This window comes from Bacteroides sp. BFG-637 (genome assembly GCF_024793605.1).
In the GTDB taxonomy this organism is placed as follows: Bacteria; Bacteroidota; Bacteroidia; order Bacteroidales; family Bacteroidaceae; genus Bacteroides; species Bacteroides vicugnae.
Genome location: NZ_JANUPD010000002.1, coordinates 4,057,292 through 4,074,661 on the forward strand (window position 1 = coordinate 4,057,292; position 17,370 = coordinate 4,074,661).

Sequence of the window (17,370 nt, forward strand, 5' to 3'; positions counted from 1 at the left end):
ATGAGAGTTTCTGTTTTTATCTTATTTATGGCGATGACAATGGGTTTATATGCACAGAAATATAAAGTAGGTACGACTACAGCTTTGTGGAAAGTACCTGCTTCCACAGACTTTTCTCAAGCCCGGTCTGTGGGGGTGGAGTATGTGGAAGTAGCATTTAACCAGTGTTATAGAGGAGTTCCGGCAGGTGAAGTCATCCCTCGTATCCGGGATATGAAAGCAAAAATTGATAGTGCCGGTATCAAGGTCTGGTCTATACATCTTCCTTTCTCACGCACGTTGGACATATCGGTGCTGGATGAAAAGAAAAGGAAAGAAAATGTAGATTTTATGGCGGAGATGATTGGACAGTGCGCTCAATTTCAGCCGAAGTGTTTAGTGTTGCATCCTAGTTCCGAACCTATCGCTGACAGTATTCGGGCACAAAGAATAGCTAACGCTTCCAGGTCTATCGCTTATCTGAAAAAATATGCGGATCAAATAGGAGCACAGTTGTGCATCGAAAATCTGCCGAGAACTTGTTTGGGTAATACTCCTGAAGAGCTTTTGGAGATAATCAAAGATATTCCGGGTGTGAAGGTTTGTTTTGATACCAATCATTATACTAAAGGGACGACAGAGCATTTTGTAGAAACTGTTGGTGAACGTATAGGTACTATACATGCCTCGGACTTTGACTTTGTCAACGAGTGTCACTGGCTTCCTACACAAGGTGACATTCAATGGGGAAAGTTAATGCATGCACTCGAAGGAATCGGCTATGAAGGGGTTTTCATGTATGGAAGCTACCAAAGACCATGAAAACGGCAACACGCGTCCGACACCGGAACGGGTGGTTGAGACTTTCAATAAAATAATTAATGACTATAAAAATCAGAAATAAGATGGATATAATAAGGAAAATACAATATTTACTGTTTTGCCTTTTGGCAATAGGTTTTGTTGCTTGTGATGATGATGACAACAACAGTACCGAAACTGGTCATGAAGGAATTCTTACGCAATTGGCAGAGGAAGTAGATGCCACTGCGGAACAGTTGTGGAGTTCTTCTCCTTTGATTGTCAATGCCGGACGTACCACTACTTTGACCAAGATTCAGGGATATGCGGATCAATGTAAAGATGATTATTTCGTCAGTTATCTGAATGGCTTCGATCAGGCGAGTACGAGTATGGAAAAGTGTGATCCGATTATCTATTTTTATCGGAGTGCATTTGATCGTGTGATGGATGGAATTAAAAACTCAAAAGTAGAAAATGGTACGGCAGCGATCTGGTTACTCTATAATATGGGATATGTGGTAAAAACTCCGTCAGGATGTTTTGCTATTGACATTTCTCATCGTTGGGCGAAAGAACTGGCACCTTATATTGATTTTCTCTGTGTTACCCACAAACACTCCGATCATTATAATAATGATCTTATTCAGGCTATGTTTGATTTAGGTAAACCGGTGTTGTCCAACTATCTGAAAGACACGACATATCCTTATACTGCAAAGGGGGATAAAGATTATGAAATTGGAAAATTCAAGATTAAAACTTGTATCACCGATCACAACAATTCCGGCTTATCTAATTTTGTGACTGTATTTTCGATTGATTGCGGGGAAGATACTGGTAACTTCGTCTTTATGCATGTAGGAGACTCCAACTATAAACCGGAACAATATACGAATTTGGCTTCTCATGTGAATGTCTTGATACCGCGTTATGCTCCCAATGCTCTGACCGAAAATAATATTCTGGGTTCAGGTGCGGGACAGGTGGAACCGGATTATGTCTTGTTATCACATATCTTGGAACTGGCTCATGCAGGTGTTGATGAATCGAGATGGTCATTGGATATGGCACTCGAACGGGCTTCGAAGATTAACTGTGAACAGACTTATGTACCAATGTGGGGAGAAAAACTGGTCTGGAAAAACAATAAACTGAATTAAAATACTTAATGTTTGAACTTATGAAACGGATATGTAACTTCATACTTCTTCTGTGTTTGGTGCAACTGGCTGTTGCCCAAAATAGAATAGCTGAAATCAGAGAAAATCTGCTGGGAAATCATCCAGATAAAATATTGGTTGTATCCCACCGGGCTGACTGGCGTAATGCCCCGGAAAACTCATTGCAAGGTATACAGAATTGCATTGATATGGGTGTCGATATGGTGGAGATCGATTTGAAAAGAACCAAAGACGGACATTTAGTAGTGATGCATGATAAAACGATCAATCGTACCATGTCCGGAAAAGGACTGGTGGAAGATTATACATTGGCTGAATTGAAAGCAATGCGTCTTAAAAATGGAGTGGCTTGTAAGACAAGACATCAGATTCCTACATTGGAAGAAGTGATGTTGCTCTGCAAAGGTAAGATTATGGTAAATATTGATAAGGGGTATGACTATTTTCAGGAAGCTTATATCATACTTGAAAAGACGGGAACGGTTGACCAATGTGTTATCAAAGCCGGTCTTCCTTATGAACAGGTGAAAGCCGAAAACGGTGCTGTATTGGACAAAGTGATTTTTATGCCTATTGTACAGTTGCATAAAAAAGGAGCCGAAGCTATTATTGACAGTTATCAGACTCACATGAAGCCTGCTGCTTATGAGTTAGTGTTTGATAATGATAGTCCGGAGGTGCTTAATCTGATAAAAGAAGTGCGTGATACAGGTTCTAAGTTGTTCATAAATTCTCTTTGGCCTGAATTATGCGGTGGTCATGATGACGACCGTGCAGTAGAACTTCATCAACCGGATGAAAGCTGGGGATGGATCATTAATCAGGGAGCCAAATTAATTCAAACTGACCGTCCTGCCCTCTTATTGGAGTATCTGCGCAAAAAGAAGCTTCACGACTAAATAGACTTTCTCATGTTGAAACAACTTATAAACTTTTACAAGGTCTCTTCACCGAGACCTTGTAACGGGGAAGCTTTGTCTTCATCCGACTCACAGCATCTTCATTCCGAGGCCCGTCGTCTGAAATACCTGAAATGGTCTACTTTCCTTTCAGCCACTTTCGGTTACGGTATGTACTATGTTTGCCGCCTTAGTCTGAATGTCGTGAAGAAGCCCATAGTAGATGAAGGGATCTTTTCCGAAACGGAACTGGGAATTATCGGTTCGGTATTGTTCTTTACTTATGCCATTGGGAAATTCACGAATGGTTTCCTTGCCGACCGTAGCAATATCAATCGCTTTATGACTACCGGTTTACTGGTCACGGCTTTGGTCAACCTTTGTTTAGGTTTTACCCATTCGTTCCTTCTGTTCGCTATACTTTGGGGAATTAGCGGATGGTTCCAGTCTATGGGAGCCGCCTCTTGTGTAGTGGGACTTTCCCGTTGGTTCTCGGATAAGGAACGGGGTTCCTATTATGGCTTCTGGTCTGCCAGCCACAACATCGGTGAAGCGTTGACCTTTCTGATTATTGCCTCCATCGTCAGTGTGCTGGGCTGGCGTTACGGTTTCTTTGGGGCAGGTATCGTGGGGGTGATTGGTACATTGATCGTCTGGAAGTTCTTTCATGACACTCCTGAAAGTCAGGGCTTTCTGCCAGTGAATATTCCCAAGGAGAAAAAGGAGATGAGCGTTACGGAAGCGGCTGATTTCAATAAGGCGCAGCGGCAGGTCTTGTTGATGCCTGCTATCTGGATACTGGCTCTTTCGAGTGCTTTTATGTATATTAGCCGTTATGCCATCAATAGTTGGGGCGTTTTTTATCTGGAAGCGCAAAAAAGGATATTCCACCTTGGATGCCAGTTTTATTATTTCTATCTGTCCGGTCTGTGGAATTATCGGTACCATGTTTTCGGGAGTGATTTCTGATAAGCTGTTTGGCGGTCGTCGTAATGTGCCCGCACTGATATTCGGATTGATGAATGTTTTTGCGCTTTGCCTGTTCCTATTGGTGCCGGGTGTACACTTCTGGATAGATGTACTTGCCATGGTTCTTTTCGGTTTGGGTATCGGAGTTCTCATCTGTTTTCTAGGTGGCCTGATGGCTGTTGATATTGCTCCCCGTAATGCTTCTGGTGCAGCATTGGGAGTGGTGGGTATTGCCAGTTATATTGGAGCCGGATTACAGGATGTAATGAGTGGTATTCTGATAGATGGTCAGAAGACGGTTCAGAACGGAGTCGATGTTTATGATTTCACATACATCAATTGGTTCTGGATTGGTGCAGCTCTGCTGTCAGTACTCTTTGCATTATTGGTTTGGAATGCAAAATCAAAAGAGGCTGATTAGTTTCAGGTATGTTAGATATATCAGGTATATTAGGTTAGATTGAAAAAACTTGTTTCCAAAAGAGGATGACAAATGTTTATTTTCAATGGTATCGGTTTTTATTTCGGGAAGTTCGTAACTACGATTCTTCCCGAAATGTTTTTATCATATTTATGTCGTTTCTGCCAGCCAACGATTGATATTACGGGTTTCCGCACTAAATTCCACACCAATTTTCACTATTTCCCGGTGGTCTTTCTGATAAGGAATCAGATATCCTTTCTCATCAATCTGTTTCATTGCTTCTTCTGCGGTTCCATTTAATTTGAACTCAAACACATAGACATATTTCGGTGTTTTAACTACAGCATCGGCACGTCCACGGGCGCTGCGTACTTCTGCTTCCGTGAATTGTCCCATCAGTTTGAATACGAGATAGAAGATAACCTGATAATGACGTTCAGTCTGGTCATTCAATTCATACGGAATATCGGCAAAGAAAGCCTCCAGACGAGTGAGGAAAGATTCGTAATCACCTTTCTCCAATTCATCAATGAATTTTCCAATATAAAATCCCTGATCATTGTTCTTCATCGGAGTGTAGAATGGCACAAGAAAGTTAATGAATCCGTAACGTACCTCATCGTTAGGAAAATCAAGTAAATAATTATTAAACCGTCTGTCGTAATCCTTAATAGTCAGATATCCACTTTGATAAATCAGCGGTACGGGATTATTTGCATCCATTCTGTATTCAGCAAAAGAAGATGCAGGTGCTTCTATGCCATTTAATAAAGTACGTAAATCATACTCACTTTTTTGCAGTAGTTCAACCAAAAATGTCGGTGTGCCAGTCTGGAACCAATAGCTACCCAACTCCAATTTGCTGAAAGCATTCAACACACTGAACGGATTGAATACTCCTGCACCATCCGGATGAAAATGATAACCGTCATAGTTGCATTCCATTGCTGTAACTACCTCTTCTGAAGTCTGATGATTTTTGCGGCCGAAAGTTTCAATTTCGGGCTTGAAAGTACTTTTTAGTTCTTCGCGGGTGATACCGCAAAGCGTGGCGTAAGAATAGTCCAGACTAATGTCATTCAACTGATTCAAGTCACTGAATACGCTGACTTGTGAGAACTTCGTAACTCCGGTCAGGAAAACAAAACGGAGATATGCGTCAGCACTTTTCAATACTCCATAAAAGGCTTTCAATGTCTGACGATATTCTTCGAACAATTTCGGACGGGTAATAGCCTGCAAAAGAGGTTTGTCATATTCGTCTACCAATACGACGACACCTTTTCCTGTTTTCAAGGAAGCTTGTTCGATTACATAACTAAAGCGCTCCTCAGGGCTACGGTCTTTTTTCTCATCACCATAAATAGCTTCCCATTTTTCTAAATATTGGTTTAGCATTGCAATTAAATCTGCTGCCGTTTCATATTTTTTGGCATTCAGATCAAGATGTAAAACCGGATGCTGTTCCCATTTCGTCTCCAGTTGTTCAATAGCCAAACCATTGAATAGTTCTTTTTTTCCTTGAAAATAAGCATCGAATGTAGAAATTAATAAGCTTTTACCAAAGCGACGTGGCCTGCTTAGAAAATATGGCTTTCCTAGGTTAGCCATACGCCATACAAGTGCTGTTTTATCCACATAAAGATAATTATCCTTCCGTATCCCTTCGAATGTCTGTATTCCAATAGGAAGTTTACGCATCAAGTTGTCCATATCCGATGATTTTAGAGTTTCTTACGCAAAGATACAATATGCAAATGAGAATTTAGACAGAATACGAATATAATCTTTTCAGAATCTTTTCAGTATCATGATTTTTCTTTGCGTAGAATAATTTACTATCTTTGCTACTTTAACCCGAAAATCAATGAGTAGAATAATATTAAATACTAAGACTTGGCTATTATTTGTGCTGTTGTTTGGAATATCATTTTCTGCATGGGCACAAAGTGATGATTTCAATACATGGACTAAATTCAAGGTAAATCATAAGATAGATTCCCGGTTTTCAGTTTCAGGTGATTTGGAATTGCGCATGAAAGATGATGTGAGAAAGTTGGATCGTTGGGGGCTTATTGTTGGTGGAAGTTACCGGCCTTATTCGTTTCTGAATCTGGGTGTTGGCTATGAAACCCATCTTCTGAATCTGGGTGATTCGGATTGGAAGTTCAGACATCGTTATTATATAACTACCACTGCCAGTTTTCGCTATCAATGGCTGAAAGTAGCTGTAAGGGAAAGATTTCAGCAGACTTTTGATCGTGGAAATTCTGAAACTCGTTTGCGTTCCCGCTTGAAATTGTCTTATGCTCCTACAAAAGGAATTGTTTCTCCCTATTTCTCTGTTGAAATCTATCAGAGTCTGGATGATGCTTCTTTTGGAGAGCCGATCGTATGCGCTATCGTCCCGGAGTGGAAATAGCTTTGGCCAAGCGTTGGTCGTTGGATGCATTCTATTGTTATCAATATGCATCTTCACAAGGCAGACACATTGCCGGAATAGAAGTGGGGTATTCTTTCTGAAATTGGTAGGCTCTTAATATAATAATGTGAGAGCTTAATCCTTGATCTCTGACTGGTTATTTATAACTTATTGGTTATTTGTGTTTTAATTTGAAATGTGAAATTTTCCTATAGAAACTATACTTCGGTTTAATATAATTATATACTTTTGTTTTCAAGACATCAAAATGATATCTTGAAATTGATGATTCCACAGTACAACAGACGTGTTGTTCAGTATCCCATAACTGAAAGCGAATACTTCCTCTTATGCCATTCTTTCTGTTCAATCAAAAGTTTCTATTGGGAAATTAAAAAATAAATGTGATGAAACTATTTTATAACCTACAAAGGGGCGTGGGTTTACTTGTTTTTTGTTCTATCTTGCTTGGTGCTTGTGTGAACCATATTTCGGAGGAAGAGGGGGATATTGTTAATGATGGAGATATTCCATTGAAGTTTATCGCTGATATTCGTGAGTCGGTTGATACCCGTATGGCAAATAATAACTTTGCCGAAGGGGATGAAGTCGGTCTGTTCGCTCTTGCCGGAACTACTACAATGCAAGAAGAACGTTATGTGGATAATCTTCATTTCATACGTTCATCCAATGGTGAGTTTGAATCTAACGAGTCGGTATACTATCCGGATGATGGAGTTACATTGGATTTAATCAGTTATTATCCTTACCAAAAGAGTGGAGTGGGGATAGGGGAGAGTATCATGCAGGTAGCGGTTTCAACGACTCAAAATATTCCTGATGATTATTCACATTCTGATTTCCTGATTGCTTCTAAAGAAGATGTATCAGCCAGTAAGGAGGCGGTCACTCTAACCTATAATCATCAGTTTTTTCGTCTGAAAATTGTTCTTGTTCCTGGAGAGGAAGAGAATTTGGAAGATATGTTATCCATTAAGCCTACACTTTCGGTGAGTGGCTTTTATACTGAAACAAGTTATGATTTTCAGAAAAAAACTTTCTCTGGTTATTCCGAAGAGAAGGATATTATTCCTGCAGGAGAATGGGGGGATAGAAGACGGTCGACTGATAGGAAAGGAATTTATTCTGATACCGCAGGAGGCGACTCTGGGATACCAATACATAACGTTGGAAGCTGCAGGAAAGTTATATACAAGTCTATTACCATCTACTCTACAATTAAAAAGTGGAAAGCAGCGCGAATTGGAAATAAAGTTTGTATCAGCCGAAGATGTATTAATGAGCAAAGTGAATGGGGAAATCGGAGATTGGGATGGAACCGAAATAGATCATACTGAATCGGTCACGCTTCATAAATACATAGATGTCTCGAAGTTGACTTTTCAAAAGTCGAATGTGTATAAAGTGTTACATTCGGGAAAGCAAGTAGCCGAAATATGTAAGGAGTATCTTGTTACTCCGGAATTTTCTTCGCAGGCAATCGTTGCCTATCCGATGGGAGAAAATGGTAGTGTGGACTTATCTCAAGGCGTTGTGGCACAGTTGCTAGGAAAAACCGGAAAAGTGAATGGAGGAAGTGTATCATGGAATATGGAAGATCACTCGTTGGTCTATGTTGACGGAACTTTGCCGATTCGTAATAATGTATATGTGATGGCAGACGGAACCGTTTCTTTATCCGTTACAACGGCAGATGACATACTATCTGTTTTGGCATTGGAAGATATCGCTCGTGATGTACGTGGAGGAATCATTCATAATTATCCGTTAGTGAAGATCGGAACTCAATATTGGATGCGGGATAATCTGGAGGTATCTTCGTATGTCGACGGTGAAGCACTTCCCAGACTGGATGCAGTGACAGCGAATGTTCTCGGATATCTGCAATCTGCTACGGAACACTATTTTTATACAGCTAATGTTGCACTTTCTAATAAAATTCTACCTATTCATTGGAGTATACCGGATTGGAAAGACTGGAACATTTTAAAAGACTATCTGAATGGAGAGGCTTCTTTGCTGAAATCAGGTACTTGGTTACCTTTGAAAGCGGGAGAACAGGTACAGCCTGCAACTAATTTATCCGGTTTTAATGGAATACCTGTAGGAATGTATGTGGGGGCTTTTCAAACTGATTACGAGAAAAAACATCTGGCATATTGGACACTGGATAATGCAAATGCCGCTATCGACACCAAGGTTTTCTATCTGAAAAGCGATACGGATATTATTGAAGAATCTAACGCAGGCGTTGATACAAAAGCCTTTGCCATTCGTTGCATAAGAAAGTAAATCGGCGAAAAAGGTTTCTCTTTTCCATAAATTGCTTATATTTGGGAAGTAAAACTAACTAAAAAGAGAGAATTATGAAGAAGATAATAAACCCTTGGAAGGGTTTGGAGGGGTACAACTGCTTTGGTTGTGCTTCCAATAATGAAGCCGGATTAAAAATGGAATTTTACGAAGATGGTGACGAAGTGGTCAGCATTTGGAAACCACGTCCCGAATATCAAGGCTGGATTGATACCTTGCATGGCGGTATTCAAGCTGTCTTGATGGATGAAATCTGTGCCTGGGTTATACTTCGTAAACTACAAACCACGGGAGTGACGTCGAAGATGGAAACTCGTTACCGGAAATCGATTGATACTAAGGATTCTCATATAGTACTGCGTGCGTCTATTAAAGAGGTAAAGCGGAACATCGTTATTGTTGAAGCAAAGTTATATAATAAGGATGGAGAAGTCTGTACAGAATCAGTTTGTACTTACTTTACTTTCTCGAAAGAAAAGTCGAAAGATGAAATGCATTTTTCGAAATGCGATGTAGAATCGGAGGAGATATTACCATTAATTTGAAATAAAAACTCAAGTTTTTGTGATAAATGTTTGGTAGTATCAAACAAATACTTTACTTTTGTCGCAGTTAATAGAAGAAATATGAAATATACAGCTACACATCATCATCATCATTTTCCTAACGAATAATCGGTGGGCGTGGATGATATTGTGTATAACTATATAAACGATAACGAAGGCTTACCGAATACGGTAAGCCTTTTTTTGTTTTTCAACGCAGATTGTATTTGTAATTAATAAATTAGTAATTAAATAAAGTCATGTTAAGAATCGCAGTACAAGCCAAAGGGCGTCTCTTCGAAGAGACAATGGCACTTTTAGAAGAGTCAGATATCAAGTTAAGCACTACTAAACGTACCTTGTTGGTACAGTCTTCTAACTTTCCTATCGAAGTTCTATTTCTTCGTGATGATGATATTCCGCAGACGGTAGCTACCGGGGTAGCTGATTTGGGAATTGTGGGTGAGAATGAGTTTATGGAAAAGGAGGAAGATGCTGAAATTGTCAAACGTCTCGGATTCAGCAAATGTCGTCTGTCACTGGCTATGCCGAAAGATATTGAATATCCCGGTCTGTCATGGTTTGAAGGCAAGAAGATTGCTACCTCTTATCCGGTGATTCTTCGTAACTTCCTGAAAAAAAATAATGTAAATGCCGAAATACATGTGATAACCGGTTCGGTGGAGGTATCTCCGGGTATTGGATTGGCTGATGCCATTTTTGATATTGTAAGTTCCGGTTCTACTTTGGTCAGCAATCGTTTGAAAGAAGTGGAAGTTGTAATGAAGTCGGAAGCATTGTTGATTGGCAACAAGAACATGAGCGACGAGAAAAAGAAGTGCTTGAAGAACTGTTGTTCCGTATGAACGCAGTAAAAACAGCCGAAGATAAAAAATATGTATTGATGAATGCTCCCAAAGACAAACTGGAAGAAATCATTGCTGTATTGCCGGGTATGAAGAGTCCTACAGTGATGCCATTGGCACAGGAAGGCTGGTGTTCTGTTCATACAGTACTTGATGAAAAACGTTTTTGGGAAATCATCGGAAAACTGAAAGGACTGGGAGCGGAAGGTATTTTGGTACTGCCGATTGAAAAGATGATTGTATAAATAGATATAGGCATGGATTACACGGATTACACAGATAATGTAGTCACTAATCTTAGATACCGCGTAATCCGTGAAATCCGTGCCTAATAAAATATGAACCATGAAATTGATTAAATATCCCTCAAAAGAGCAATGGACGGAACTTTTGAAACGTCCGGCACTAAATACGGAAAGTTTGTTCGATACTGTTCGTTCTATTATAAATAAGGTAAAGACAGAAGGCGACAAAGCAGTATTGGAATATGAGGCTGTTTTTGATAAAGTGACCTTGTCTGCACTTGCTGTCACTTCTGAAGAAATACAGGTAGCCGAATCATTGGTAAGCGATGAACTGAAAGCTGCCATTTCTTTAGCTAAACAAAACATTGAAACATTCCACTCTTCCCAGCGTTTTGTCGGGAAGAAGGTAGAGACAATGAATGGGGTAACTTGCTGGCAAAAATCTGTAGGAATCGAAAAGGTCGGGTTGTATATTCCGGGTGGAACAGCACCGCTTTTCTCGACTGTATTAATGTTGGCTGTTCCGGCTAAAATTGCAGGATGCAAGGAAATCGTTCTTTGCACTCCTCCCGACAAAAATGGGGATATTCATCCGGCTATCCTTTTTGCCGCGCAACTGGCAGGTGTCAGCAAAATATTCAAGGCTGGTGGGGTGCAAGCGATTGCTGCTATGGCTTATGGAACGGAGAGTGTACCTAAAGTATATAAGATATTTGGTCCCGGCAATCAATATGTGACAGCTGCCAAACAATTGGTGAGCCTACGTGATGTAGCTATCGATATGCCTGCCGGTCCTTCTGAAGTGGAAGTACTGGCTGACGCATCTGCCAATCCGGTTTTTGTGGCAGCAGATCTTTTGTCACAGGCAGAACACGGAATAGATAGCCAGGCTATATTGATTACCACTTCCGAGAAACTTCAAACAGAGGTGATGGCAGAAGTAGAGCGTCAATTAGCAGAACTTCCCCGTCGTGAAATTGCAGCGAAATCACTGGAGAATAGTAAATTGATTCTAGTGAAGGATCTTGATGAAGCATTGGAACTGACTAACGCGTATGCTCCGGAACATCTAATCATAGAAACGGAAAACTATATGGAAGTGGCCGAACGTGTGATAAATGCAGGTTCTGTCTTTTTAGGTTCGTTAACTCCCGAGAGTGCCGGCGACTATGCTTCCGGAACGAATCACACTCTGCCGACCAACGGTTATGCCAAAGCCTATAGCGGTGTAAGTCTGGATAGTTTTATCCGTAAGATTACATTTCAGGAAATTCTCCCGGAAGGAATAAAAGCGATTGGCCCTGCTATAGAAGAAATGGCCGCTAATGAACAGCTGGATGCACATAAAAATGCTGTCACAGTTCGTCTGAAAAGCTTAGCTTAATAATTAATTAATATGAAACGCAGATTTACGCGAATTTTCGCAAAGGAAAATTTAATCTGCGTCTGTCTGCGTTAATCTGCGTTTCAATAAATAATAAATGAAGATGAAAACGTTACAAGAACTAACCCGGCCGAATATCTGGAAATTAAAACCCTATTCTTCGGCACGAGATGAATATAAAGGAGTTACAGCCTCTGTTTTCCTGGATGCGAACGAGAACCCCTACAATACACCTCATAACCGCTATCCGGATCCTATGCAGTGTGAACTGAAGACGCTGTTGTCGAAAATCAAAAAAGTATCCCCCGAGCATATTTTTCTTGGAAACGGTAGCGATGAAGCCATCGACTTGGTTTTTCGTGCATTCTGCGAACCGGGAAAAGATAATGTCGTAGCCATCGATCCTACTTATGGTATGTATCAGGTTTGTGCCGATGTGAACGATGTGGAATATCGGAAAGTATTGCTGGATGATGACTTCCAGTTCTCTGCCGATAAACTGCTGGAGGCTACCGACGAACACACTAAATTGATTTTCCTTTGCTCGCCTAACAACCCGACAGGAAATGATTTGCTCCGTTCCGAAATTGAAAAGGTACTTTGCCAGTTCGAAGGATTAGTGATGCTGGATGAGGCATACAATGATTTTTCCCAAGCTCCGTCTTTCCTCGAAGAGCTGGATAAATATCCCAACCTTGTCGTATTCCAAACATTCTCCAAGGCTTGGGGATGTGCTGCTATCCGTCTGGGAATGGCTTTTGCTTCCAAAGAAATTATAGATATCCTTAGCAAAATCAAATATCCCTATAATGTCAATCAGTTGACTCAACAACAAGCTATTTCTATGTTGCATAAGCACTATGAGATAGAACGTTGGGTGAAAACGTTGAAAGAAGAGCGTGATTATCTGGAAGCGGAATTTGAAAAACTCCCATGTACTATCAAACTGTTTCCTTCTGATGCTAACTTCTTTTTGGCTAAAGTGACAGATGCTGTGAAAATCTACAACTATTTGGTCGGTGAAGGAATCATTGTGCGTAATCGCCATAACATTTCACTTTGTTGCAACTGTTTGCGTGTGACTGTCGGTACCCGTGTAGAAAATAATACCCTATTGGCTGCCCTTAAAAACTATCAAGGATAATTTATGAAGAAGAAAGTATTATTTATCGATAGAGATGGTACGTTGGTAATCGAACCTCCCGTTGATTATCAGCTCGACTCATTGGAAAAACTGGAATTCTATCCGAAGGTATTCCGTAACTTGGGTTTCATCCGTAGTAAACTTGACTTTGAATTTGTGATGGTCACCAATCAGGATGGATTGGGTACATCCTCTTTTCCGGAAGAGACATTTTGGCCTGCTCATAATCTGATGCTTAAAACATTGGCAGGAGAGGGGATTACTTTTGATGAAATTCTGATAGACCGTAGCTTCCCTGAAGACAATGCGCCTACCCGCAAGCCACGTACGGGAATGTTGACGAAGTATTTGAATAGTCCCGATTATGATCTTGCCGGAAGTTTTGTGATAGGTGATCGTCCTACGGATGTGGAACTTGCCAAAAATCTGGGTTGCCGGGCAATTTATTTGCAAGACTCAACCGAAGCTCTGAAAGAAAAAGGATTAGAAGAAGTCTGTGCCCTTGCAACTACTGACTGGGACCGGATAACTGAATTCCTTTTTGCCGGAGAACGGAAAGCGGAAGTACGCCGTACTACAAAAGAAACAGATATTTATGTTGCTTTGAATCTGGATGGAAATGGAACTTGTGACATTTCTACCGGTCTTGGCTTTTTCGATCACATGCTTGAGCAGATTGGAAAACACTCCGGCATGGACTTGACCATCCGTGTAAAAGGAGATTTGGAAGTAGATGAACATCACACGATCGAAGATACCGCTATTGCATTGGGCGAATGTATCTATCAGGCTTTAGGTAGCAAACGAGGGATTGAACGTTATGGCTATGCCTTGCCGATGGATGATTGTCTTTGTCAGGTTTGTCTGGACTTCGGCGGTCGTCCTTGGCTGGTTTGGGATGCTGAATTCAAGCGAGAGAAAATAGGAGAGATGCCAACAGAAATGTTTCTTCATTTCTTTAAATCGTTAAGCGATGCAGCGAAGATGAATTTGAACATCAAAGCCGAAGGACAGAATGAACATCATAAAATAGAAGGAATTTTTAAAGCTCTTGCACGTGCACTAAAGATGGCATTGAAACGTGATATCTATCATTTTGAACTTCCATCCAGTAAAGGGGTTCTGTAATTTTCTAATGATGATACATAGACTTATGCAGAAAAGAATCTTGTTAAGCCTACTTTGGGGAGTAATTTTCTCTATATCTGTTTTTAGTCAGAATTTGAAAGTAGAGAAGATTACTCTTCCCGATAGCGAGTTGACCAATCTGTATAAGATTGATTCCGGGGTATACCGCTCGGAACAACCCTCTAAAGATGATTTTAAAGCTTTGGAAAAGTATGGGATTGGGGAAGTTCTTAATCTACGGAACAGACACAGCGATGATGATGAAGCAAAAGGAACAAGTCTAAAACTTCACCGGGTAAAAACCAAAGCACATTCGATTAGTGAAAAGGAATTGATACAAGCATTGCGCATTATTAAAAATCGTACGGCCCCTATTGTTTTCCATTGTCATCATGGTTCTGATCGCACAGGGGCTGTTTGTGCCTTTTATCGTATCGTTTTTCAAAATGCTTCGAAAGAAGATGCCATCCATGAGATGACAAAAGGGGGATATGGCTTTCATCGAATCTATAAGAATATTATTAGAAGAATTAAAGAAGCCAATGTGGAGCTAATAAGAGAAGAAGTAATGGCAGGCGGAGAGTTCTAATATTCCCGTCTGTGCCATCACTCTGTCACAACTGTGCCACCGCATTGGCACAACCATATCGGTAGGCTGCCTTATAGAGCCTCTATTTCTTTAAGCCACATGGCTGAACTAGCATCACTTGGCATTCTCCAATCTCCTCTTGGACTGATAGAAATACTTCCTACTTTGGGGCCATCCGGCAAGCAAGAACGCTTGAATTGTTGATTAAAGAAACGACGGAAGAAGGTAGAGAGCCATTTCTTGATGGTTTCTTCGTCATAGACATCTTTGAATGCAATATTGGCCAGATAGAATATCTTGGATGGGCGGAAACCACAACGTAAAAAATAATAAAGGAAGAAGTCATGCAGCTCATAAGGACCTACCAAATCTTCTGTTTTTTGTTTAATTTCTCCGTTTTCATCTGCAGGAATCAGTTCCGGACTAATAGGAGTGTCTACTATGTCAAGTAAAAACGCTTTTGAATTTTCATCTATGCCGTTTTCCGCTACCCATTGTACCAGGTACTTCACCAGAGTTTTCGGTACACTTGCATTTACTCCGTACATCGACATATGATCGCCATTGTAGGTTGCCCATCCCAGTGCAAGTTCTGATAAATCTCCTGTACCGATCACCATTCCCCAAGTTTGATTGGCTACGTCCATTAATATTTGTGTACGTTCCCGTGCCTGCGAATTCTCGTATGTAACGTCGTGTACATTTATATCATGGTCTATATCTTTAAAATGCTGGATACAGGCTTCTTTTATACTGATTTCACGAATAGAAATACCTAGCGATTTCATCAGACCAATGGCATTGTGATAAGTACGATCTGTTGTTCCGAAACCCGGCATTGTGATTCCAAGGATATCTTTCCGGGACAATCCCAACTTATCAAAAGTCTTCACGCAAACAAGCAGTGCCAGTGTTGAATCCAATCCACCGGAAATGCCGACTACGGCAGTTTTAGCTCCGGTATGAACCAATCTTTGTGCCAGTCCGGCTATCTGAATGGAGAATACTTCTTCGCAATGCTCGTTCAATTCTGCTCCCTGTGGTACAAAAGGATGAGAGTTGAATTTCCGGGTTAATTCCAGTTCTTTGCTATTAACAAATTCTGTTGCAATAGAAACAGCTTTTTTATCTCCCAGATTTGCCTGATTGGCGGCAAAAGTCGTATTGATTCTACGTTCAGTCCGGATACGTTCAACATCTATTTCACTAATAATAAGTTGTTCTTTCATACTGAAACGTTCACTGCGCGCAAGAAGCGAACCGTTTTCGTAAATCAGTCCGTTACCAGCAAAAACGACATCGGTAGTAGACTCTCCGAAGCCGCATGATGAGAATACATATCCGGCAATACAACGTGCAGATTGCTGGCTAATAAGAGAGCAGAGATAATTGTTTTTTCCGATGCCTTCATTGTCAGCAGACATATTGAAAATAATTTCTGCGCCTTGTAATGCCAATGAAGAGCTGGGAGGTATGGTAGACCAAAGGTCCTCGCATATTTCGATACCAAAAGTCGTATCCGAAGTTTCAAAAAGCAGATTGGCACCTATCGGAACTACTTGTCCGCAAAGCCGTACGTTATTGGTTGTCAGTTGAAGTGCCGAAGTGAACCAGCGCTGTTCATAGAATTCTTTATAATTCGGCAGATAAGTCTTGGCGGCAACCCCCAATACTTTCCCTTTCTGGATCACTACGGCTGCATTGATTACTGTCGAATTGACAATAACAGGCATGCCAACAATAGAAATAATGTCTAATTGACGAGTATTATTAAGGATTTGCATCAGCCCCATTTCTGCCTCTTCAAGCAAAAGCTGCTGTCCAAACAGGTCGCCACAAGTATATCCGGTAATACTCATTTCCGGAAATACGATCATTTGCACTCCTTTGCCTTCGGCTACTGCAATCAAGCTTTCTATCTTCTCTACATTGAATTTGCAGTCAGCCACCTTTATGTGTGGCACAGCTGCAGCTACTTTCACAAATCCGTAGTTCATCTTATACCTTATTTATATATAATGGGTGCAAAAATAGGAAATAGTTTTGAATATTTTTCTTTTCTGTATTGAATCCTCTCAATAAGCTATTTTTATGGGTTATGGTATTTGTTGTTTAAACAATTAATTAAACTATCAAAATGAATGTGAATATCTAATTTATGCTGGAATATATTTTGAATTTGTTTCTTAAAAGGATTATATAGACTTAAATATGTAGCAAAAAGATAGAAGTGGAAATATGGTATAAAAAAATGCGACATATTGTTTCTTTTATTTAATTATAATATATATATTTGTAACCAAAATATAACAACATTGAAAGTACATAAACCTAAAACAGAACAAGTAATATTAGTGTTTAATTTATAACTTAAGAGAGCAGATGGTCAAACATTTAATTCACACAGCAGTAACACGAAAAATCTATTTGGATATTTGGCGTAATATAAAAAATCTG

The 17,370-nt window shown here is 40.3% G+C and carries 9 protein-coding genes and 5 pseudogenes; 12 read left to right on the forward strand and 2 right to left on the reverse strand.

Annotated elements, in window-relative coordinates:
• From NXX38_RS15615 to NXX38_RS26945, 4 genes and pseudogenes are all read left to right on the forward strand, one after another.
• Positions 1–883 (forward strand): annotated as a pseudogene (locus NXX38_RS15615) (sugar phosphate isomerase/epimerase family protein).
• Position 884: 1 nt separating this feature from the next.
• Positions 885–1,943, forward strand: coding sequence for an MBL fold metallo-hydrolase (locus NXX38_RS15620; RefSeq protein ID WP_258980106.1), 1,059 nt, complete (start codon positions 885–887; stop codon positions 1,941–1,943).
• Between the two features lie 20 nt (positions 1,944–1,963).
• Positions 1,964–2,863, forward strand: coding sequence for a glycerophosphodiester phosphodiesterase family protein (locus NXX38_RS15625; RefSeq protein WP_217721512.1), 900 nt, complete (start codon positions 1,964–1,966; stop codon positions 2,861–2,863).
• Positions 2,864–3,034: 171 nt separating this feature from the next.
• Positions 3,035–4,253: pseudogene (locus NXX38_RS26945) on the forward strand (MFS transporter).
• 150 nt (positions 4,254–4,403) lie between these two features.
• On the opposite strand, the gene NXX38_RS15640 reads toward NXX38_RS26945, so the two are convergent.
• Positions 4,404–5,969 carry an ATP-binding protein gene (locus tag NXX38_RS15640; RefSeq protein WP_234132011.1) on the reverse strand — a complete coding sequence of 522 codons (1,566 nt, stop codon included), beginning with the start codon at positions 5,967–5,969 and terminating at the stop codon, positions 4,404–4,406.
• A gap of 154 nt (positions 5,970–6,123) precedes the next feature.
• Between NXX38_RS15640 and NXX38_RS15645 the strand changes: the two are divergent.
• The 8 genes and pseudogenes from NXX38_RS15645 (at position 6,124) to NXX38_RS15680 (ending at position 14,913) form a co-directional block, all read left to right on the forward strand.
• Positions 6,124–6,779, forward strand: a pseudogene (locus NXX38_RS15645) (DUF2490 domain-containing protein).
• Between the two features lie 306 nt (positions 6,780–7,085).
• Positions 7,086–8,991 (forward strand): annotated as a pseudogene (locus NXX38_RS15650) (fimbrillin family protein).
• Positions 8,992–9,065: 74 nt separating this feature from the next.
• Positions 9,066–9,557 carry a PaaI family thioesterase gene (locus NXX38_RS15655; protein WP_004296910.1) on the forward strand — a complete coding sequence of 164 codons (492 nt, stop codon included), beginning with the start codon at positions 9,066–9,068 and terminating at the stop codon, positions 9,555–9,557.
• 260 nt (positions 9,558–9,817) lie between these two features.
• Positions 9,818–10,668 (forward strand): annotated as a pseudogene (gene hisG / locus NXX38_RS15660) (ATP phosphoribosyltransferase).
• Positions 10,669–10,768: 100 nt separating this feature from the next.
• The gene (gene hisD, locus NXX38_RS15665) at positions 10,769–12,052 is read left to right on the forward strand and encodes a histidinol dehydrogenase (RefSeq protein WP_258980110.1); all 1,284 of its coding nucleotides are present in this window, start codon (positions 10,769–10,771) and stop codon (positions 12,050–12,052) included.
• Between the two features lie 103 nt (positions 12,053–12,155).
• Positions 12,156–13,196, forward strand: coding sequence for a histidinol-phosphate transaminase (hisC, locus tag NXX38_RS15670; protein WP_195649042.1), 1,041 nt, complete (start codon positions 12,156–12,158; stop codon positions 13,194–13,196).
• A 3-nt stretch (positions 13,197–13,199) separates the two neighbouring features.
• A complete protein-coding gene (gene hisB, locus NXX38_RS15675; RefSeq protein ID WP_195649043.1) occupies positions 13,200–14,324 on the forward strand; it encodes a bifunctional histidinol-phosphatase/imidazoleglycerol-phosphate dehydratase HisB in 1,125 nt (374 codons plus the stop codon).
• A gap of 25 nt (positions 14,325–14,349) precedes the next feature.
• Positions 14,350–14,913, forward strand: coding sequence for a tyrosine-protein phosphatase (locus NXX38_RS15680; RefSeq protein WP_217721515.1), 564 nt, complete (start codon positions 14,350–14,352; stop codon positions 14,911–14,913).
• Positions 14,914–14,984: 71 nt separating this feature from the next.
• Here the strand turns inward: NXX38_RS15680 and NXX38_RS15685 are convergent, their stop codons facing one another.
• Positions 14,985–16,910, reverse strand: a complete 1,926-nt coding sequence (locus tag NXX38_RS15685) for an NAD(+) synthase (RefSeq protein ID WP_195649045.1) — start codon at positions 16,908–16,910, stop codon at positions 14,985–14,987.
• Positions 16,911–17,370: the final 460 nt, after the last annotated feature.